This is a genomic window from Natrinema sp. LJW11 (genome assembly GCF_056135975.1).
Map to the genome: position 1 here is coordinate 48,646 of NZ_JBWBDM010000007.1, position 21,910 is coordinate 70,555.

Below are 21,910 nucleotides of genomic sequence, written 5' to 3' on the forward strand. Positions count from 1 at the left end.
CAGCTACTGTGGCTGCTTTGTTGACTTCTCTCGGTTATCGAGGAATTGATCACACCACGTCGGAAGGGATTCCATCGGTCCATTTTCAGTCACTGTCCCATCGCCTGTAATCCGGGTAAACACGCCATCCCGCCCCCACGCACACACTACTGGCTTCTGGTCTTGATCGGGTCGAGTCACGATTCGCTGTTGGAGTCGCGACGGATCCTCACTCATATCCTGCAGTACTGTGAGGAGCTGCCCGAGAAGTGGATGACCTGGTGCAAGATGCTGAACTGATGGGAACTCGTCAGCACACTCAGCCGAGAACGTCACCGCCACTTCATCAGCAGCAGTCGCAATAGCCTGTGCAATCGTCTGTTCCCGATCCCCGGCTGGGACCTCAATCAGTGCGTCACCTACTGAGAGGCGATATGTACTGTCCGCAAAGTCAAAGTCCCCGTCATCGTACTCGAAATCAATCTCGTGAATCGGGGTGAATTCGACACCGGCCTCGGCAAGCGCGTTGTTATCGACCAACACTGACTGGAGGCTCAGTGTCTCGAACGGAGGTTCATACTCGTATTCCTCCTCGCCAACATCGACGAGATCCGGGTGACTGTAGGACTGCCACGCATCAAGTTTGGCTTCGTCGACCACGTCCTGAGCGACGAGGTCGTCGACATCCTCGAGTGACTCCCCGACATCGACGCGGTCGCCCTGATCGCGTTCTTCGAGTTCTTCAGAGAACTCGCGGTCAGCTGATTCGACCGCAGTCTGGTTATCAGCGCTGTCCGCGTTCAAGGTCGCATCCCGAATCTGTTGGCTGACGCCGGAGAGTATGGGTTGCATCTCACCGACGACGTTTTCAAAGAGGCCAATCCGGTCGTCAAGGCGATCATAGATGTCCGTCTCAACCGTATCCTCATAGCTGTAGTTGAGAATACGAATCTCGTCGAATCGTTGGCCGATACGGTCAATCCGACCGATACGCTGTTCAACCCTCATCGGATTCCACGGCAAGTCGTAGTTGATGAGTGCCCCACACTCCTGGAGGTTTAGCCCCTCACTCGCGGAGTCGGTACAGACGAGGATATCGACCTGCCCATCATCACGTGAAAATTCGCGCTTCACGCGCTCTTTCCCAACGTGCTCCCAAGTTTCAGAATCGGGGTCGTACAGCTCGCCGCCACGACCGGAGTAAGTCGCGATAGTCGCTCCAAGAAGGTCAGCGAGACTGTCCCGGATGAAGTCCATGGTGTCTGCGTACTGCGTGAAGACAATCACCCGGTTGTGGCCAGCCCGGTCCAGCTCGTCGAGGTCGTCGTACAGCTTCTGGATCTTCGGGTCTGTATCAACTAAGTCTAAGTCATTGACGAACGCTTCCAGGGCCTCGATTTCTTCCTCGATAAGCTGTTTCCCCTCTTCAGTCACGCTCGGGATGAGTTCAGAAAGGTCTAGGTCGTCGCTACTAGCGTCGAGTTCATCCAGAACGTCCCCGTCGTTGAGATCAGCGTTTTGTAGCGTTTCGAGGACGACCTGCTCCGCATCACCATAATCCCGATCACGAGCGCGCTCCCGTCCGGCAAGCACAGTTCGTTGCGCCCGGAGTGTCTCAAGCCGGTGTTTCAGGCTCTGACTGATCGCATAGACACTCGACGTGAGTCGCTGCCGGTACGTGGTCATCACGAACCCGATGGCACGTGTTTGGGCTTCGTCAGTCTGTTGGGCTCGCTTGTAGAACTCACGTGTGTACCCGTCGATCTGGTCGTAGACAGCCCGTGTCTCCTCGGTGAGTTCGATTTTCCGTTGTTCGGGGTTACGGTTTGGGACGGTCGTGTCGAGGAGACCGACCGCCTCGTACTTCCGGAGTGTATCCCGTGTATTCCGATGGATGAGCGCGTCGACGGGTGTGGACTCCGCGAGAACATCGCGGATGACTCGCCAACCACCCGGTGAGAGTTCGTCAAGTGCGTCCTGTCGGTCGCTGCGGGACGCCATCAACCAATCGTCCGCGTCTTCAGGATAGAGGAGTCGTTTGAGTTTCGTATCCTCGCTCGCCTCGAAGCGGTCGATGTCATAATCTGCCATCGCGTCGTCGACATGGTCAAGATAGCCGTCGTAGGCATCTCCATAGGCTCGTGCGAGCCGGCACGCGGTCAGCACACGCTCTTTGGCGATGGCACGGTCCTGTCTGTCCTCATTGATCTCAAGCTCGTCTGCAAGGTGCTGGAAGACTTTTGAGGAGAATGGTCGATCCATCGGGAGTCGGTCTTGGTGTTCCAGTCCATCGAGCGTGGCTTGCGTGTTCCAGGAAGCCTCCGCTTTGTCGGATTCTGAACTGAGGCTGTCGAGAACCTCGTTGAGGATCTGCGATAGCCCGTCTCGGGTTTCGAAAAACTCCACGAAGGTATCCCGGTTATCCCAACCACCGGGAAGGTCGAGTAGCTGCATCAAATCGTAGAGCTCACCAGAGTGCAATTGCATCGGGGTAGCAGTCAGGAGGTAGTAGGCGTGCGTATAATCGCGAAGCTGTTCAAGAAGAGCGTAGAAATTACTGCCACGCCGGGCGTTGTGCGCCTCGTCGACGATGACGGCGTCCCACACACCCATCCGGTCCTCCGTATCGTGGTCACGTCCGCGACAGCTTGCCGGGATGACGTCCCGAGACCGATCGGATACCCGGTCTAAGGGAGCGACCTGATTCCACCGGTCGTCGAGACGAGCAGTGTGCCACGACATAATGACGACCGTCGGTCTATCCAGCGGCGACGATGCGTCGGTGTCAGTTGACTGTTGCTCGTAAAGGAACCGCCAGATGGGGCTGTCCGCCCACTCGTACTCACCGGTGAGGTCGAGATCCGTTGTCGATGGTGGATAGTAGTCGCGATCGCGGACATCCCGGAATACATGATCGCCTGCCGTGTCCCGATCGAATCGGACGGCATTGATATTGAACTTCTCCCAGAGCTCTTCCTGCCACTGTCGCTGCAGACTTGCCGGAACCAGCAACAGCCCGGTTTCGAGTTCGCTAGTAAGCCCAAGCCGAGAGAGCGTCAGGCCGGCCTCGATCGTCTTCCCGAGCCCCACCTCGTCACACAGCAGGAAGCTCTGCGGATATGTACTCACAAGTGTATCTGAGACAACTCGTTGATGAGGCCACGGCGTGATCGTGCTCGCTTCCTCGGCCAGTGCGAGTCCGCCGGGCGAGAGCGGTCCATCCTGAATGATGTTCACTTTGTCGTGCTCCGTCGGGGGAGCTGTACCGTTAGCGATCTGAATCGCTTCTTGGAGATCGCCCTCGGTGTCGGGGGCTTTCCAATCGATGATGTCCTCTTCGATTGCATTGGGGAGATCATACACTTCGACGAAGGGGTGTTCATCACTCCACAGTCGCTCGAAAGTCTCCTCGTCGCCGGCGACGTAGTCTGCCTGTTCAGGAACCCACGAACGGTGGACTTTGAACCGCTCGTAGTTACGAGCCCAGCCGCCAACAGTCTCGTTGACGCTGCCCTCGAACGAAATCGTGTTTCCATCGCTATCGTGGAAGAGTCCAACTTTCGGATGGAAGATCTCCCAGTCATGAGAGGGAGAGCGTGGATAGGCGACCTTGATGTGGATCCGGCCCTCGCGGAGGAGACGCGCGAGAATACGGAGGTTCGCATCCAGGCGTTCGTCATCCAGGTCCTCGAGATTCTCCTCGAGGCGGTCGGTGAGCGTCTCTAGAACCGGACGATCTGACTCGTAGAGTTCGGTTCCGACGATGAGACGCATTTCACCATCGTTCTCGACGAGGGCGTGAATGCCGTTAGCAGCAGCCGCGAGTGCCGTACTGGAGAAGTAGCCCGCAATCCGGTCGTATTGCTGACTGCGTTCCAGTGCGGGTTCGTAGAAGTCCTTGACGAGATGGGCTCGCCCCTGTTCGGGTTTGCTCTCATAGATCGACTGCCACTCGCGGTCACGTAGATTAGTCATACTGGAGGATTTTCGAGTTAGGCGTGGTCACCGAGTTCGCTTTGTTCAAGAGCTCCCTCTTTGAGATCTGCAAAATCTGTGGGAGTGAACTCAAGACCGAGCGCATCGTGAGTCCGGCCTAAGGCGAGATTACGTGCGGACTCCCATTCGGAATCTCCCTGTGGAAGGACCTGTAGGAGAGCTTTTAACGTTGCCTTGAACGCTGCATCGGTATCGAAATTGCGTTCTTTGAGCCAGTCAATTGCAACATCCTCTCCCTGTTTTTCGTATACATGCATCACGGCATGGACAGCGTCGAGGGCACTCGTATAGGACATTGCCTCAGGATCGACTGGCAACCGTGATGACCGCTCCTCGGGTGGAAGCGTTATGTCCTGAACTCGATCATCGTGTGTTTTCAGCTGTATATCGCCTCGTTTCTTCCCCCAGATTTTTGTGGATCTTTTGATGTCATCAATATCTACGCCAATACCTAAACCTAGCTGGTGACCATCGTCGTAGTTGAACGTGTCCGATCCATGTACCAGCCATGAGAGGATATACCATTCAGTTATATCGTCGATTTCGTCTAGACGTTCTCCTTCCAGATATTCCTCAACTAACACTCTTGTGACGGCTTCACGTGCTTCTTCAAGTGCTCGACGAGGAGGGACTTCCTGATCCTGATCGTCAACAACGGGATATGCGTCTGCATAAACCTTGAGAGTAGGACCGAATGCCGAGATAATTACGTCTGTTTTCGTCAAGGAAAGTCCCGAATTCAGAAGATCTCTTGCAGCCTCTTTTGCTACTGCTCGAGTATCAGCACGAACGTCAGTCCAGAGAGTGGGAACAGATTCGTCACGGTCTTTCTCACTCTTTTTCGGCTTTCTGCCTGTGAGAAGGAGAGTACTGTCCGCAGATCCGCCACCCTTTGTGTCTGTCCTTTGAGGCATTTCACTCGTGATAGGGTGAGTAGAAGTTACTGTAAATCCGGACCGGATGAGGGACTTTGTGAGTGTATCCCAAGCACTAGACTCCTTATGGGTGAACATCACGGTCATAACACCACCCGGCTCCAAGACACGATAGAGTTCAGAGAAGATATAGCTCATCTTATTCTCATATTCCTCATCAGCAAATTCTTGCTTTGATTTGCCGTTTTCTGCGATCCCCTCGTATTCAGCCACATTTGCGACGGCTTCCTCATCTTTATCCGTCAATTCATCTGAGAATACAGAGGTATACTCATCGCCGAGATACTCCTCTAGCCACACATAACATATATCTGATAATTCTGAATAAATGATACTATCGTAGTAGGGAGGATCGATCACAACGGCTTGAATTGAGTTATCTTCAAGATCTAATGTTGCTGCATCGCCTTGAAGTAACTTTGATGATGGGGCATCCACATCAGTACAATAGAATGATAGCTCTTCGTATGAGTCTCTTACACGGGAATATGCAGTCTCATAAGATTGGATTCCCGCTGAGAGGTTATTATCCACATAGGTCCATTGTAATGTGAAATGCTTCCCTCCTAGAGCGTCACCTGGATTACCCCGAGTACGATCGAGCGGTGCAAACCGATTATTTCGGTCAATTAGCTTACTAGAGGCTAGTGAGAGAAGAGTAAGAATAGCCTCCGCTTCCTTTTCAGGGTGCTTTTCAAGGATTTCCGATTTGTGTTCTCGGAATGAGTTCAGGTACTCATAATGGGTTACAAGCTGTCGTGGCGTGAACGCTTCCTGCCATTGAGTAACACCGTAGGGGCCTGCACGATCTTCATCCCCGATATACCGCTCTACATCAAGGAGAGTAGCTAACTCGAAGTCTGAGTCTACTCTGTCTTTCGCCTTCTCCAGGGCCATTTCGTCGTCTTGGTTAGGTGCGCGCCAACCAGACCGAGATCCTTTCTGTACATACTTCACACCGAAAATCTCGTATTCAAATTCGCCCTCACGTAATGACCTTTTCACTTCTTCATCTTCCATAACAATCCCACAGCGAAGACATTCTGCCCCACTCCGAGACTTAGGTCCGTTTTGCGGGTCAAATTCCGACTTCGTAATATCTTCTGGGAGGGTTACACAGTCATAGCTGATAGATCCATCTTCCTCTACACTCGGTTTAGCGGCTACACCTTTAGATGCAGAATCCTTGTCAAGCCACCATTTCTTCACAAGAGGAATTTCGGCATCACAGTCTCGACAACGCACAGTATAGGTTCCTGCATAATGTGATGGCGTTCGGTGAGGACGAGTACTTGGGAAGTACTCTTTGAGCGATTCACGGGCGGATTCGTCAATCCTGTTCGCCCAAGTGGTTACTTTATTTTCAAGTGAACCGACATCTGGAGCGAACTCCAGCATTATCTTGAGCATCAGCCAAGGAACAGGATTCAGTTCATTGGCTACAGTGGGAAATCCATACCGATACGATTCAAATGGAATCACTCCACCACCGGCAGTCGGATCAAGAACTGTCGGCAACTCCCCATCCCATACATCCTGAACAGCATCGTGAATTGCTGTTCTTTGGTCTGATGTAGGCGAAGACTCATAGAGCCGAGGGTACCCATAGTGATCCGCGATAGTCCCATTTCGGTCTCCCTCAGTCCGCTTATGCTCCTCAACATAGCTCGCTATGTTCTCATCTCTCCCATCTGGGCCGATCTTCATCCACTTGAGCAGTTTGTCTGTATCCGTTCCCTTTGGGAGAACAGAAGCGAGGATGGCTAACCGAGATGCTGGTGTCGGACGGCGAGCAAACCAGGGATGGAGGTATCGGTGAGGTGGCATCTGACCTGGATTTGCTTCCTTTAGATTCTCAATTCCGACAGTTTTCAGAGGGAGCTTCCCCTCAATCGCAAGTTCCTGGAGTTCCGATTCCTCATCATTCGCCGAATTTTGCTCACTCATTTTACTCAATATGGTCCGTCAGCAACACTCGAAGGGCCTTTTCGCCGTTCGGACTCGACGGAGACCGACACTTTGCGTACCAGTAGTAACACTCCTCATCGCTCATCCGTGCAACGCCTCGAGCCAGCGACCGCATCCGGTCGATACGCTGGATCGGCTTCACGCCACGGAAGGCAACAGCAAGCCGCACGCCTTCCGTCTCGGGTAGGAACACGAATCCAGCCCCACCAGTGAGAACTTCTGATGAATCTCCTGGCGTGCCTTCGATCGCCTCCCGGACGACATCCTGAAGCGCACGGACGCGGGTCGGGTCAAGCCGTGCGACCTTTGCGCCGACCCACTCATCCCACGTCCAACCATCGAGCTTGGAAAGGAGGTCGTCCCCAGCGATGTCCGAGACGAGATCCTCGACTGGTGTGATACTCAGCGAACGACCATCTCGCTCCAGGCGATCACGGCGGGCTTCAGCCTGTTCACGAGGGAGTAGTTCATGGAGCGTCCACTCTCCGCCACCGTCTGTCTCTCGTCGGACGAGCGTGAACGTTGGGCGGCCACCGAACATACTCGTCCCGTAGCGGACCAGCCGATCCTCCTCTGTCCCCTCGGCGGGTGAGGTCTCAAATTCCGAACCGCGACTCGCCATCAGACCGTCACCTCCGAACTCGACCGGATCGGGCCACGCCCTTCGACTCGGACGTCGATGTTGCCCGCATCGAGGTCATTATCGAGGGCAGCGAGGAGGTCGTCACCCTCGTCAGTAATTGGTTCGGACTCGTCAAACTGGAAGCGGAACTGGATGGTCTCTCGATCATCGCCGAACGAGCCGGGCTGGTCGATCACGTCCCGGAATCGGCTCGGTGACCCCGTGAATTCCGCGCTGTACGTCCCGTCGTCACTTCGAGTTTCGTACTGCATTCGAACCGTCACCGCGTCTTCGCGGGCTTTGAATCCAGGTCGCTGACTGATGAATTTGGCCGCTTGGAAAGGTTCGTCCCCACCGACCTGGATGGTCACTTCTTCAAGCAGCGGCGTCCGGTCAGTACCAGCTTTCGATTCCGCATCACGACGGACTTCCGAGAACGCCCGTGAGGCAGACATCATCTTCTTACTCGCCTCCCAGGACTCGTCGGGCTGGCACTCCTGGCATCGGCCGCGTTCGTCCAGCAGCTGCTCGCTAGCGACCTCTTTGCCGCAGGAACTACAGGTCGTATCGGACTGGTGTTCCTCACAGTAGTAGGGTTCGCTGCCTTCTGGATTTTCAACCTCCGCCCCACACTCAGCACAAGTGGCAACCGTCTGTTCTGGTCGGTCGATTTCGTCGAGGTGGTCGTCGACGAGCGCGTCGATATCTCGGTAGACGACGAAGGCACTCCCGATCTGGACATCGCTATCCCGAATCGAGGTCTCGACATCAGGGGATTCCGCGAACGGTTCCGGGTGTGGCCACGTCGACGGCTCTGTCGTCCCGGCCCAGTATGCAGTACCAGACTCACCATCCCAGTATGCGTACCCGTGGTCACTAACGAGAGAGGAGACAGTCTCTCGAATTGGTTTCGTGCTGAAGAGGTAGTCCAGCCCCGGCTTCTTCGCGTATTGGTTGACCAGCGCTTCGGTGGACATAGCGTCCTGGGTCTGCTGCCAGAGTTTCTGTTGGACGTGAGCGGACCCACGAGCACCGGCGTCGCGTTTCACGATCTTATCCTCGAGCGTTGTCTGGACAGCATCGACCAGTGTCGTCCCGCCGTTGGATTCGGTTGCACCGATGGTGATGTGGGTGAGCCCGTCCCGGTCAGGGTAGTAGAGATGCCGGTAGACGTTCCGAACGAGCTCTCCGAGCATCAACTGTGCCTCGTCGCTCCGTTCTCGAAGCTCCTCGATTTGTTCTGAGGAGAGGTCCGCTTTCTGCTCAGGGCTATCAAGCAGGGCCTCTATAGCCTCGAGACGCCGAGCCTCGTCGATTGCAGCATCCATTCGATCAGCGTCAGGGGCTAGGAACAGAGCGTAGTTCTTGTATATTCGCGTCTCAGTCTCTCCCTCGTGTTTTGCGGCTTGCTGCTCATAGAGCTGAGTCACCCGGTTCGGCGGCGTATCGCCGCCGTCTTCGACAGCAGCGGTGTCTGGATGCATCACCGCGAGCTTCGGCGTATCCGGTGTATCCGGTAAGTCCGCCGGCGATTCAGGGAACTCCACCGGCTGGAAGCCACCATCCCCAATTTCCTTCGAGGTGAGACGGTTCTCGAAACGCGAATGAGCGCTCGCTTTGGGGGTAGACTCGATCCGCTGGTCGATTATCCGAATCAGGTTTGGTTCTTGCTTGAACCGGAGGCGCTCTTCCTCGTAGAGGAAGTAACACGCGACGTCCATATCGTCGCCCCGGAGTGCGGATAGTGCGGCATCGTAGTCGTCGAAGTTCAGATCGGGATGGCCGATGGCGAGGTTCAAATCGGCGTGAGTTAGGCCAGCGGCCTGTTCACCATATGCGAGGCTGTGCCAGAGAACTGTCGTTGTCAGATGGGTCCCGAGGGGTGGGAGACCGTTTTCGGTCCATTTCCGATCCTCAAGCTGGGCGTGCGCGGTACCATCGTCGTCGTAGATGTCGGCGGTCACTGCGGGACCGAGATCGACAAAGTCGAATAACCGCTCGCGAAGGATCGTCTGAATCCCACCGCCAGGATCGTTATCAGCGACTGTGAGGTCGTAGATCCGAATCCAGTGGCGGTCGTAACTGTCGGGCTGGTGATTCCAGAGGTAGTAGACAGCTCGTGCAAGTAAGCGGAGGGCGTCACGAGTGCGCTGGAATCGAGGGATCGTATCGATCTTGTCCGTGAGAGCGCCGATTAAGGAGGGATGGAAGGGGTATTCGCGAGCGAGGACATCCACATAGCCTGCGTCGGTGGCTTCCTGTGGATACTGCCGGTCTTCCTGGTCATAGAATTGGAAGTATGAGTCAGCGGCTTCGCGAGCGGCATTATCTGGAACTTCCGAGAAAAGCCGATGCTGGAGGACTTGTCCGATCTCGTTTTCGTCGGTCGGCGTGACCGTCTTGTGCTGCCGCCGGCCAATTTCATTGACCTCCTCGATATGATCACGGACGCCATCACGAACCCGGTCAGCCTGCTCACCAAACGCCGTATCCGCGATGGAGTAGACGACCGTGACGTGCTCCGATTCGGCAGCCGCTTCGAGGAGCGCCATCACGAACGAAAGCGTCTGATCGGCGAGCGTCTTGTCGCCGACAGGCGTGCCCGCGGCTTTGTTCATGTAGTCGGCGATTTCGTCAATCAGAATGAGAGCCGGCTGGTCGTACTGAGCGAAGAGTTTCGAGAGAGTCCCCTCACCGGGTGCGTCCTGGTCTTGGTCGTAGTCCTTGAGATACTCGTAGCCATCGAGCCCGTAGAGTTGGTACGCGAGTTCGCCCCACATCGTCCGAGTGTTCGGAGCATTCGGATCATCGTCGGCGTGGCGGGCATCCTTGCTATCGGCTTTCGTTCCGATGAAGACTCCCGTCGCAATATCGAGGCCCTCGGCTACCGCATTCTGATAGTCAGTCGCAAGTTCCTCATCACCGTCCAGCAGGTAGTTCGAGAGGTTGTCAATATTGGAGGGGTTCTCAGCAAGATGGTAGGAAGCGATGAGGTCGTGTGTTTTCCCACCACCAAATCGCGTGTCGAGACAGAGAATACTCGAAGTATATGATCCCGGGTCGTACTCTGTCGTCGTCAAGAAACGCCCCGTGAGATTGGAGAGCAACGTACGGAGCCCCTCCGTGGGGTAGGTCATATCATAGAACGAGTCGGGGCCCCGATAGACTGGTGCTGCCTTCTCCGGGTTGTGGACGACAGTCGAAAGTTTCGCAGCAAACTGTTCCTCCTGAAGTGAGCCGTCTAAGACGTCGTCCCGTGGCTGACAGCTCTCGAAAAGAGAGGGGTACTCGCTACTCATTGATTCCCTCTGTGGATGATGAACTAGTTGCTGGTTTGGACACGATCACGAACTCACTCTCCGTACTGTTCTCGATAATCGCCTTGGCGATCCCCTTCGACTCGGCGATATCGACCTTGATTGTGTCTCCGACCTCCGCATCGAATTGCTCGAGTTCAGGTCCCGACAAATTCACCCGACCCGATTGACCGGTGTTCTGTCCAATTGTCTTCTGAGTCATCTGGATAGTTACATCACCTAGCGGGAATGTTATAACCTTTACTTAGTCTAAGTCACCGATTCTATGTGTGTTAGTTCTTCTATAGCCACTCCCCCCGCTGGATACTAAGTAACTGGGACTAACCGGTACTCATAATGCAAATCAATCGCGGTCCTTGCGACCACCGATATGGAACGTATTGGAATCGTATCCCGGATTGTATGCCGAGGCACGTCCCGATAGCAGACCTCGGAGACTTCTCTATCCCCCGGAAAGAGGAGGAATTATCCTCTAGAGAAGAGTTCCCCTATCCAGTAGTCCCTGTCACCGACCAATACCAGTTACATCTGTCTCCGACACCGGATCATATCCGGCCAATGCTGGTTCGGCTCACCGATGGCGAAGTGCTCACCGATGGTCACGAACCGTACGGATTCTGGTTGACCGTCGATGGGATTGCCGAAGCTCGAGAGACGCTCATCGCACAGGCAGAGAGCTACACGAACCAGACGGCGCCTCAAGAGCTCGGAACCGCCCTCCAAGACGCACTCGCCACGGATGAACTGCTACACGACATCTTCTCAGAGCGGCTAACTGAGAAGCTCCGTCCACCGACCGTTCGTTGGCTTCGTGACCGTACAAAGTCTGTAAGCGCAGACACTGTCGAATACACCGGTGGAGCGTACGTCAAAACGGAGTGGATCATCGAGTTGGAGCCTGAATCAAACAGGGAAGAGCGATCCCCACGGACGCTCGAGTTCCATACCGATGACCTCATTCAGCAGGATTCGCAACGGTTCACGGTTGATTACCGGCAGCTCTTCCGCCAGCAAATTCGATGCTCAAACACCTGGTGGACGGATCTCAGCAGATACTGGATTACCTCGGCAACGGTCGAAGATATTGTAGACAACGATTATCCCACAGAAGACGAATCTGAATTTTCACTTCGCCAATCTGGGAAGGCAAAGTACCATCTCGTACGGAATGAAACTGGGACAACCGTCTGTGGTCATGAAGCCCGTTCAGGCGACACCCGACAATTCTCCCCAGATACGCTCCCGATGCCAGCGGCACTCTGCAATCATTGTTCCAGAGAAGTCAAACAACACCTGATTCCCAGAGAATAGTATCAATCCGGGATGGATCACTGATCTCGAACAGCTGAACACGATGGAATCAGGCGATCCGCAATACCTGTTTAAACCGGGCAGAAGCGGTACAGAACCAGAATATTATGACGTTCCAGTCGTGGTATCTTCGTATGAGTATCCCCGATATTGACCCGATACGAGAGTCTCTTGATGGCAGAATCGAGGAGCTGGAAGAAAAGCAAAAACGACAGGAAGAGCGGCACGAAGGAGATGGAAGTACACCCGCGGTCTGGGACAAGATGGAACCGAAAATTCGACGAGATATCGTGGAGGACTGCCAGGAGGATCTTGACGGCGTCGACGACCAAGACGAGCTTCTCCGAATATTGGCTGAATGGCGCCGTAACGAAAATCGAGAGTGGGAATTCAACAGGAACAGTTCCACAGTGGAGAACGAACGAAACAACATCAAGAAGGCTGAAATCCGGACCTGGAAGGAGGAGCTCATAGAACTAATTCCCGAGTCCGAATTCAAGGCCTGCGGGCACTGTGAGTCTCTTCAAGTGCCAAAAAGCGACCGTCGTCGGAGCCGAGGGTTTGTATGGGAATGCCCTGACTGCTTCTAGTCTGGGCCACGAACATCTATTAGACTGACGACAAGAGATTGGAGAGCGGGTCAGTCTTCGAGTATGTCGATAAGTTACTTTGCCATCCGATCGATCCGGCTAAGACGCTCCAGAACTACCTCCGGGGAATACTGGTAAAAGAAGTAAACGGCGACCTGTTACGATCCGCAGTAAGGGTTGAAACCGAAGACAACGACCGACGTTCTCCGAACCAGGAATCTGTAGGCAACATCGTCTATCCGGAGTCCTGTGACCACGGGTCCTCGCCCCTTGTCAAGGAACTCGTCGAACCACTCGACGTCGCTGGGCGTGTCGGTTGCGTGGTGCCGCGCTCACTCGATGGCTCACCGGGAGACGAGATTGGATCCGCCTTTGCCGTGAATGTACCACCACCGCGCCGCTTTCAGCACGACGAGCGGATTCGTCGGCGGATGCTCAACGGCGAACCCACAGGTGATAGACTCGAATTCCTCGGGGACCTCGTCGGATTCGACGGTTTCTGATTGCGTATTGGCGATATCGTCCGGAATGTCGTCGATGGAGATGTTCTCAGCACTCTGCCGTTGACTCACGGAAACTCACCTCTGGCTGAAGACCCACGAACGAGCCCTCTACCCTCTCCCGGCACTCGAAGAACAGCACGGTGCGTTACGCCGGCGGGATGTGGACTCTCTGCTCGTCTGTCTTTTATATCAAAAAGAGAAATGGAGTTTTTATAGAAGTCAACTGAAAGGGCTGATATGACCGATACGATGGATCGAAAAATTACAATTGGTATTCAACGACCAGGGGCTGTAGACAATATTGATCTTGGGCCTTTAGTCTCAGAACTTACAGTAGAACCGTGGGAGTTAGTACAAGACACTTCTGACGGCTACCATCCAGACGGCAAGTTGGAAATCTCTATTGAGCGAACTCACGAGTGGGAGTACCTAATCACTCTTGGCATCGTTGGTGGGGCTGCATTTGCAACCGCGACCATACAGGCGCTTGGCAACCGCTTTGGCAACTGGATTGCTGATCAAGCCAGCAGTGCGTCACGTGGTACTCAGGAAATCAAGATAAGTACCGAGAGTGGGACCTCAGTGACTATTCCAATTGATCAAATAGACGAGTCAACTGATGAGATCACTCTTGCATTAGAAGAAGGTAATGATAATCAAGAAAAAGTTATAATTGAAATCCCGTAGAGTTTGGATGTTAGCGAATATTCTCCTGTAGATCATCACTGACTCGCTCGCGGGCGAGCAACGCCTGCGACATGTTATCGTCGTTTGTCTCCAACTGCTCCTCATTGGCTCCTTCGAAGCGCTTGATAGTACCTTCTAGGCTGAGCAGGATGTTGTTGGCCGTGCGGACGTAACTGTTGAGTGACGCGCATTACCTGTATTTAAAATCAAGTACTCCTACGGTGGGAACCAGCCTGTGAGATTGTACACGTGTATGTCGATCAATCCCAATACGGTCCCAAGCAGTATTATTACTACTAGAATATAGTAAATGAACAGATCGTATGCAATGGTGTATTCAAACTCGAACGAACCACGGGTCCATCCTACGCAGTCAAACACCCACTGGAATCGAATATCATTCACGTCAGTCTTTAGTTGATATTTTTCCTTTTCATTCCCATCAAAGAATTTACCGTAGAAATCTACTGCAGAGCTTCTATCATCAACGAGCATATCCAACTGGTGATGAATGCCTCTAACTCGCCGAAGGACCACCAGACCGTATATGAATATCAACGAGAGAAGAATTGTGAAAACAGTATTCGATTCGACAGTCTCTGGAAGTCTGTAATATACTGTTGCTCCGATCACGAGGATAAAGGCAATGGTCCTGAATATGTCTCTCGATAGGCTGTTGATCAGTTGAGAGCGGAGATCGGAGAATCTACTGTTAGTCTCGAAGGTGCTGTCGATCAACTCTTGACGAAACTCAAAGAAGTCGTCTGTGGTCTGCTCAACGTAGTACTGGTAGTTCGATTTGGTAGATCCATGAATCTCGCTTATATTCTCAATCACATCCGACAGATCCTGAGCAAACAGAGTGGTGACATTCCTGACTATGGGTAACCGTGTCTCTGGCTCGTTTCCTTTGATGTACGCCCATTCGAACAGGGAGTGGAAATCTTCAACGTCTAACCCTTCTGTTTGTAACGTCGTCTCTGATTGGTCCGCATCACGGACAAGAACCTCATTTGAATACGCTTGGATACGACCCTCAACTAATTGCTTCCCGCTAATCTGGAGATTCCACAGATCTCCATCCTGCTGTGCACTACTGGTGATGGAGAGAACCGAGAATAAGATAGCGTGAGTTTTGAATAGAGCCTCAATCCGGTTTTCCTCATTCGTAGTAGGCTCTGAATCGAATTTGAAGAACGAGGGTGGCAGATACACCGTCGACACGTTCTCAATGAGTGATTGCGTTGCGACGGAACTAACGATATCCCTCCAAGTGCTTTGACGATTCGTTTCCCACTCCGCCAGCTGGTCTACCGAACCCAGCCCCGTAACAGCAAAGTCGTCATTGCACATCATTGAGTCAAACTCGTAAATCACGAAAGCCAGCGTATCTCCGTCATCAAGATACTCCTCTTTGAAATTCTCAGGAGATATGTTAGAGATACGCTCTTCAAAGAAATCAAATGAGAAGTCGAAGTACAGGCTCATGTCTTCGAAGCTGTACTCTTCCTCTAACTTCCGCACGATTCCTCGCTTTTCAATTCCAAAATCAATCGTAAGGTCGATATCTACTCGAGGAATCAGAACCTCTAACGTATCTATTAGATCTTCTATACCACGAAGACGGTCATCTGAGAGACTTCGAATGGCATCTTCAGTTGCCCTGTCATCGTCATACAAGTCCCCGATATCGTATCCGTTGCCAGAGATGCGATCGGACTGGATCACACCGAGATTTGGGTCCCAGTCCACGTTGTACCGATCTTCTCCAGCATCAACGTCTATCTCGAAGGAACCAGGATTGAACGACTCTGCCAGTCTCTTAACATCCTCAATTAGTTCGGGTATCCGGTCTTCCTCAATTTGATCTGAGTCTATAGAGTACGTATTATTCCGCTCTACCGAGGATCCGTCCCACTTCTCCAAGAAGGTCGAAATTGCAGAATCTAATTCGGGCATTAGTTCTCACGAATCTATCCCTGAAAGTCTTGTTCGAGGTCGTCTCCTCGAACAGTAACGATGTACTCTCCATTCTCGTGTTCAGGTCTCTGTATATTTATCCTGTCCCCATCTGCATCAGACATCTTTGCCTTGATTTCAATTCCGTCGACATCGTACACGACGTATTTCGTAGTATTGTTTGGATCAATCTGAACTTCACTCTCACCTTCCTCGTAGAGCATATCATCCACCTCTTCCTCGTCATAGTCTTCGCCAAGTGCCTGCTCTGCCGCTTCGTGGACAGTCTCACCGTCTGCTACACTATCTGAACCTTGGATGGTAGTTCTGGCATCCTGAACTTCATCAGGACTGAGTACAGTACCATCCTGTTCTTGCTTAATCCCTGATAACCCGTTCAGGATAGTTTGACTTTGCTCTCGACTCCCGCTACTCGTCACGCACCCCATGAACTCCTCAAAGTATTCAGAGTCAGCGTCTTCTTGTAGAAACTTCACGTCCCCATCCAGATTGAATACGTTGTCATCGTCAATAGGATCGAAGATAGGATACGTACAGCCTTTCTGAAGTTCTTCTGTCGGAGGGAATGCGTTTTCGATCTCCTCGTATTCTAACCGCCTTGTCTGTTCATTCAGAATCGGTCGCTCCTCACTCTCTATAACATCCAGTTTGAGAATTCCAACAAACGGTTCACCGTCGTTGACTGCTTGGATAATAAAGAGATAGCCCTTGGAAGTTCGACCGTCCATGTGAGAGATGAGCCGAGTCTTCAGAGACTTAGCTATTTCTTCAAACTCCTCATAATTGGAGCTATCCTCGTCATTCAGGTCAAGTTCCAGAATCCTATCTAGGCGTTCCTGAGTCCCATCTATCGAATTTTCTTCTTCCTCGGAACTACCGTTAGAAAAGTGTCCTACTGTAACCCTTCCAGTATCCTCTTTGTTGATCACCCGACTTAGATAACCGACGAAGATTCCCATAACTCGGTCATCAATATCGACGGTTCTTGTACTGACGATCCAGTTTTCGTCATCCCCAGATTCAATACCGTATGCTACAGGCGAGAAACTAATTGCGTTGATATTAATAACCATGCATCGTCCTCATGCGATCTGACTTCGAGATACTATATATGCCGAATACAATTCATATATTTCTTATGTTTTCTCGCCATAGTGAGCGACTACTTAACGAGCTCACCAGAAGGTATCCTCCTAAATCACCTGTTCCACGTCAGCATCCCCGGTAACAGTCCGATACGCGAGCGGCGCTGGATACACTCGATCGCTTGGTTACAGAAAACAACTAGTCCTGACTGACGGGATGCGTAAACGCAGCGAGCCGTTCTTCGACACGGACCGATTGACAGTCCGGCCGGTCTGCAACGAAGACATCGTCCTGTTCAGGCTGATCGCAGGCCGCGACGACGATATCGAGGAGATGAATCTGCTGGTGCAGGCCGCCCTCAACTACGACGTCGTCAAGGACGAACTCGAGACCCAGATTGACTTCTTTCGGGACCTTGCTGTGGGGAGATGTCGTACTCTGTCTCCAGAACGGATTATCATGTCACTAACCTTGATTCTTATAATCATTGTTTATCCAATATATTTTTGATAGCAGACTGAGAAGACAGGCAATAGAACGAGACCCCACAATGGCGGAGCTTCCAGACTCATTGTCAGCGACAGAAACCCACTGTATCGAAGCCCTCCTCGAGGCAAAACCGTTCGACGAGATCAACGGAACCCAACGTGCCTTTTTCGAGCAGGGCGGCCTTGAGGAGTCGAATACACTCTTGGCCGCTGAGACTGGCAACGGCAAAACGTTCTGTGCTGAGGCTGTCGTCAAACGGGCGCTCGAGCGAGGACAGACCGTCGGCTATCTCGTCCCGAGCGTTCAACTGACGAACGGAAAGTACAGCAGTCTCAACAAGTGGATCGATACAGACCGATATACGCTGACAAACGCGACGTGGGGCGATGAAGCCGGCTACCAGTATGCCGATGTGATCGTCGCGACGTTTGATTCGCACTTCGAAGCTGCAATCCGTGGTGTTGATTCACGGATCGACGTCCTCGTCTATGACGATTTCCACGAATTGTACGCAGGCTTTCGGGGGCCAACCATCGAAAAAAGTCTCGCGATGGCCATGGATCGGGATGTCGAAATCTGTGCGATGTCGGCGACGATCGGCAACCCCGACGAAATCGCCCAATGGCTGGATGCCGAGCTAATCATCAGCCCCGAAGACCGTGGTGTGCCTATCGTCGAGCGACCACTCGGGAAGAGTGGGAACAAAACTTACGGCGAATTCATCGCCGACCACATGGCCAAGCGGGCCGATGAAGCGCCGTTTATGATCTTTAACTTCACGACGGATCACACTCGCTCGCGAGCGGTCCAGATTGCCTCTCATTCAGATTTCAAACGTCCGGGGACCAACTACCGGGAGAAGATCGAGAATGCGATTGATACGACGCTGACAGACACACATCAGGATCTGATCAAGTGTCTGGAACAGGGCGTCGGGTTTCACTATTCGGCACTCGAGAACGACATCAAACAGATCGTAGAAAAGGGTGTCAAAAACGGTGAAATTCAGGCAATTTCGTGTACCACGACGCTCGCCTACGGCTTTGACAGTCCCGTCCAGGCAGTGATCGTTGCCGATCTCACCCGGTTTGGGAACTTCGTTGGGCGGTGGGAGTATATCCAGTGGATCGGACGTGCTGGGCGTGACTCTGAGATGGAGGAAGCCTACGCCTACCCGATTTACAGTCGCGAAGACGCTGCTGATGTCTTCCAGTTCGATACCCCGGTTGAGGAAAAGTCACTCGAGTCGATCGGCTCTCATTTCGGCCATCCGAAAGGCTTGGACTCGGACGCTGACTATACGACGAATCTCGAGAGTGCAAAGACGAACCTCGAATGGCTTCTGATCGAGTTAGTCCAGAACGGGTGGGACTCCGTCGACGCTCTGGTCGGGTTTGTCTCGTCGACCTTGTACGGCCACTACGCGCTCCGGGACCGACTCACGCTTGGGGAGAACCCGATGATCGGCAGCGAAGCACAGGGCGGTCGTGACGAAATCACCGACCGGGTTCGTGACGTACTCACCGAACTCGTCGAGAATGGCTTCATCGAGATGGTCTCAGAGTCAATGCTTGCAACCACCGATCTTGGGACAGCTGCGTTCGAGTACGATCACGCAACACGAATTGACTGTCCGCCCGTCGCCATCAAATCGTTGGTCGAAACACTGGAAGCGACTGCCCCAACTGATCCAGAGACAATCGTCGCTGAATTGGCCGAGATGTTCTACCAGTGTAATCTCGGCGAGACGGTTACTGACGATGAGAGTCCAGAGTTTCTCGAACTCCTCGAGCGCCATGATCTGGGAACCGATGAGGCCGGCGTCACAGCAGGTGTGATGTGTTGGCTCTGGGCCGAAGGGATCGACGTCGAACTAATTCAGTTAACACTCGATATCGATGTTTCACACGTCTCGCGGACCGGGAGTCAATTGGCAGAGGCGATTCGGCCGCTTGCCGAACTGTACACAGCAACGTCGCAGACGCCACCACAGTGGCTAGAGACGATGGCCCGACAGATGGATGCCGGCATCACTGCTGAAGACCTCCATCTTACGAGTTTCCAGGGCATTGCTCGAGGGCGAGTAATCATCCTCGACGATCGAATCCGAAACGCCTGGCAAAACTTTGGTGAGGGGACCGATACTATCGATTTGTCACATCCGACGATCGAGAAGTTAGCGGTCCAGTATGAAAACTCAGTTCGCTTCGAACAACGGCTTGTCAGCAACGCCGAGGGTATCGGTTCACAAACCGCTCCAACAGTCGTCCAAGCAATCGAAGACTGGATCGGTGGCGATACAACGGTGCCAGCCCGGCCGCCGTTCACCGCATCTGGACGGGAGTTCCTCGAGGCGTTCGGCGGCGAAAAACAAACTCGTACAGATGGAAGTGACTCAACGACAGCTATCGAACGGGGACAGACCTCGATTGGCTCGGAGCCACGACCGACGTCACTTGATGATTTCTGAGACGGTCTTTTATCCTGCTGTCACCAAGCCTTACTTGGTTTCTTCAGAGAACGTGATTGGCTGGAGGGAGAATTTCGACCGCGTACTCGTTGACAATCTCGATGAAGAGGGGGGTCTTCGAGGAAAGAATAGGTACTTGATATAGGTGGTACCACGGGCCAAGAACGTACATAGGACTCCCGGTGATGTATTGATATCACTAGAAGAAGTAGAAGAGAAGGCAAGCATGCCGTGTCCAAAGTGCTTCCCGGAATCGGACGAGGCAGAGAGGTTCGTCGTGACGGATATACCGGGAGGAGGCACACGGTCGAACCAAAAGACCCTGGCAGGGAGGGTGACCGATAGGTGAATCAGGGACAGAAAAACCGTCAAAAAGGCGTTAGAAGCAGAGGCCAACGAACGAATCGAGTGCCCGGTTTGCGGTGATGAGGTTCCTGCTTTCGAACTGGCTACTGACCACGCCCATTCGAAGGAACTCCTGAAGATTATCCTGAGGCTTCTAAATCGTCCATGATCTGTGGGTCCAAACGACGACTCTTACGGTGAAGGTAGTGACAAACTGCGAGAAACCATCTTTCGATATGGTCCCGAGAAGGATACGAGAAGACAGGCGAATGGGAAGGACGCGACGTGGTGGAATGGACTGGTGAAAAGGAATTGTATGAGTATTGGGAATGGGACGACTGCTATTGTTCTCCTGACCAATAGTCTTATTATATTGGTCGGTGTACCAATGGACGAGGATGGTCTCACTGACCGACGACGACCTCGATGGCGTAAGCGAGGGGAGGAAGTACCCCAACGGGACCGTCGTCCGCGTGTTTTGCATGCGGACAGACCGCGACGCGTACCCGTCTGGGTGGGCCTACAAGCTCCACTACGGCGCGACGGAGCCGGATCCGCCCCGCACGCTTGACGATGGGACGATTCGTCGGTACGACAACTCGCATGAGGACACGAAAGGGCACGAACTGCACGTCGCACCGGACCCCGACCCAGACATAATCACGTTCCCCGGGATGGTCGAACTCTGGGAACGATTCTGGAGCGAAATCCCGAAATCCGAGTTCGAGGTCAAGTGAGGCCATCACACCACGGTGATTCCCATGAACGATACTACGCCGCCGCTGCATCCGATGGAGCGCGAACAGCTTCGGGCCGAATCAACCCTCGTCGTGACCGTAAAGTCGTCCAGTGAGTTCCACGATAATGTTACCGACGGTATCGAGGCGCTCGAGCGGGGCGATTCGATGGATTCCACGCCGATGCTCTCGTTTACCAGCTACGACGACCTCATGGAGACACTGACGCCGCGCGTCCTCGATCTCATCGAGGCCATCCGCCGGGAAGAGCCAGCCAGCATCAACGAGACCGCACGGGTCGTTGACCGGGACGTGAAGAATGTCCACGAGGAACTCAGTCGGCTCGCCCAGCTGGGCATCATCTTCTTCGAGGAAGACGGCCAGAGTAAGCGCCCAGTCGTCTGGTTCGACGAACTCGTCATCAACCTCCCCTTCGATCCAGAGACTGGCGACACGGCGGCTGCCGCACCGTAGTTCCGACTGGTGGTGTGTTAATCGATAGGGAGCTCGAAGGTCGGTTGGCTATTGACGTTGGAACGAACTCCGAGCGGCGGGTGTCTATGGATGTCTCAGAGACAACCAGTGAGCGAGAACAGTGACACTGGAGACGCTTACGAACTTGACGACTCGTAGCTGAGCCGAAGCCGCACTCCTTTTATCATCTCACCTATCTTTGCCCCTCTGTGAACTATGCCTCTTCGGCTCTGTTGAAATCCCATTTGTTCGACACCTTCCCCGCTGAAACAGTCGTTAGTTAGAACTGCGTATCCATCAAGAACCACGCTGGCGGAGGTACACTCCTCCGGCGAGGCAAACCACTGCCACAAGCAACAATCCGCCACTCACAATGTCTCCAAGCGTTCCAGAAACTCCCGGATTACTCACTATTCCGAGA

General features: G+C 53.3%; 13 protein-coding genes and 2 pseudogenes. 7 read left to right on the forward strand and 8 right to left on the reverse strand.

Annotation, left to right across the window (positions count from 1 at the left end; all coding sequences use genetic code 11):
- Positions 1–3: 3 nt before the first annotated feature.
- From AC0QDI_RS18165 to AC0QDI_RS18185, 5 genes are read right to left on the reverse strand one after another with little or no spacing between them, the layout of a single operon-like run.
- On the reverse strand, positions 4–3,954 hold the full coding sequence (locus AC0QDI_RS18165; protein WP_474670693.1) for a helicase-related protein: 3,951 nt from the start codon (positions 3,952–3,954) through the stop codon (positions 4–6).
- Positions 3,955–3,971: 17 nt separating this feature from the next.
- Entirely contained in the window at positions 3,972–6,857 is a 2,886-nt protein-coding gene (locus tag AC0QDI_RS18170; RefSeq protein ID WP_474670695.1) for a DUF1156 domain-containing protein, read from the reverse strand.
- A gap of 1 nt (position 6,858) precedes the next feature.
- Positions 6,859–7,500: a DUF7680 family protein gene (locus tag AC0QDI_RS18175; protein ID WP_474670697.1), complete on the reverse strand. Its 642-nt coding sequence runs from the start codon at positions 7,498–7,500 to the stop codon at positions 6,859–6,861.
- Positions 7,500–10,799 (reverse strand): ATP-binding protein, encoded by a 3,300-nt coding sequence (locus tag AC0QDI_RS18180; protein ID WP_474670699.1) that lies wholly within the window; start codon positions 10,797–10,799, stop codon positions 7,500–7,502. Before AC0QDI_RS18180 ends, AC0QDI_RS18175 begins: the two co-directional genes overlap by 1 nt.
- Positions 10,792–11,019: a hypothetical protein gene (locus AC0QDI_RS18185; RefSeq protein ID WP_474670701.1), complete on the reverse strand. Its 228-nt coding sequence runs from the start codon at positions 11,017–11,019 to the stop codon at positions 10,792–10,794. Before AC0QDI_RS18185 ends, AC0QDI_RS18180 begins: the two co-directional genes overlap by 8 nt.
- A gap of 200 nt (positions 11,020–11,219) precedes the next feature.
- Here AC0QDI_RS18185 and AC0QDI_RS18190 point away from each other — a divergent pair, with 200 nt between their 5' ends.
- Entirely contained in the window at positions 11,220–12,128 is a 909-nt protein-coding gene (locus AC0QDI_RS18190) for a hypothetical protein (RefSeq protein WP_474670703.1), read from the forward strand.
- Positions 12,129–12,262: 134 nt separating this feature from the next.
- Complete coding sequence (locus tag AC0QDI_RS18195; RefSeq protein WP_474670705.1) at positions 12,263–12,718, forward strand: hypothetical protein; 456 nt, start codon at positions 12,263–12,265, stop codon at positions 12,716–12,718.
- 272 nt (positions 12,719–12,990) lie between these two features.
- Here AC0QDI_RS18195 and AC0QDI_RS18200 read toward each other — a convergent pair.
- Positions 12,991–13,290, reverse strand: a pseudogene (locus AC0QDI_RS18200) (DUF8013 domain-containing protein); the annotation flags it as partial.
- A 168-nt stretch (positions 13,291–13,458) separates the two neighbouring features.
- Here AC0QDI_RS18200 and AC0QDI_RS18205 point away from each other — a divergent pair.
- Positions 13,459–13,908, forward strand: coding sequence for a hypothetical protein (locus AC0QDI_RS18205; protein WP_474670707.1), 450 nt, complete (start codon positions 13,459–13,461; stop codon positions 13,906–13,908).
- Positions 13,909–14,124: 216 nt separating this feature from the next.
- Here the strand turns inward: AC0QDI_RS18205 and AC0QDI_RS18210 are convergent, their stop codons facing one another.
- Both AC0QDI_RS18210 and AC0QDI_RS18215 read right to left on the reverse strand, forming a co-directional pair.
- Positions 14,125–15,867 (reverse strand): hypothetical protein, encoded by a 1,743-nt coding sequence (locus AC0QDI_RS18210; RefSeq protein WP_474670709.1) that lies wholly within the window; start codon positions 15,865–15,867, stop codon positions 14,125–14,127.
- Between the two features lie 14 nt (positions 15,868–15,881).
- Entirely contained in the window at positions 15,882–16,961 is a 1,080-nt protein-coding gene (locus AC0QDI_RS18215) for a nucleoid-associated protein (RefSeq protein WP_474670711.1), read from the reverse strand.
- 208 nt (positions 16,962–17,169) lie between these two features.
- Between AC0QDI_RS18215 and AC0QDI_RS18220 the strand changes: the two are divergent.
- The 4 genes and pseudogenes from AC0QDI_RS18220 to AC0QDI_RS18235 all read left to right on the forward strand — a co-directional run.
- Positions 17,170–17,373 (forward strand): annotated as a pseudogene (locus tag AC0QDI_RS18220) (hypothetical protein); the annotation flags it as partial.
- Between the two features lie 151 nt (positions 17,374–17,524).
- Positions 17,525–19,933: a DEAD/DEAH box helicase gene (locus AC0QDI_RS18225; RefSeq protein ID WP_474670713.1), complete on the forward strand. Its 2,409-nt coding sequence runs from the start codon at positions 17,525–17,527 to the stop codon at positions 19,931–19,933.
- Positions 19,934–20,676: 743 nt separating this feature from the next.
- Positions 20,677–21,015 carry a toxin-antitoxin system TumE family protein gene (locus tag AC0QDI_RS18230; protein ID WP_474670715.1) on the forward strand — a complete coding sequence of 113 codons (339 nt, stop codon included), beginning with the start codon at positions 20,677–20,679 and terminating at the stop codon, positions 21,013–21,015.
- A gap of 24 nt (positions 21,016–21,039) precedes the next feature.
- Complete coding sequence (locus AC0QDI_RS18235; protein ID WP_474670717.1) at positions 21,040–21,489, forward strand: HVO_A0114 family putative DNA-binding protein; 450 nt, start codon at positions 21,040–21,042, stop codon at positions 21,487–21,489.
- Positions 21,490–21,910 lie beyond the last annotated feature (421 nt).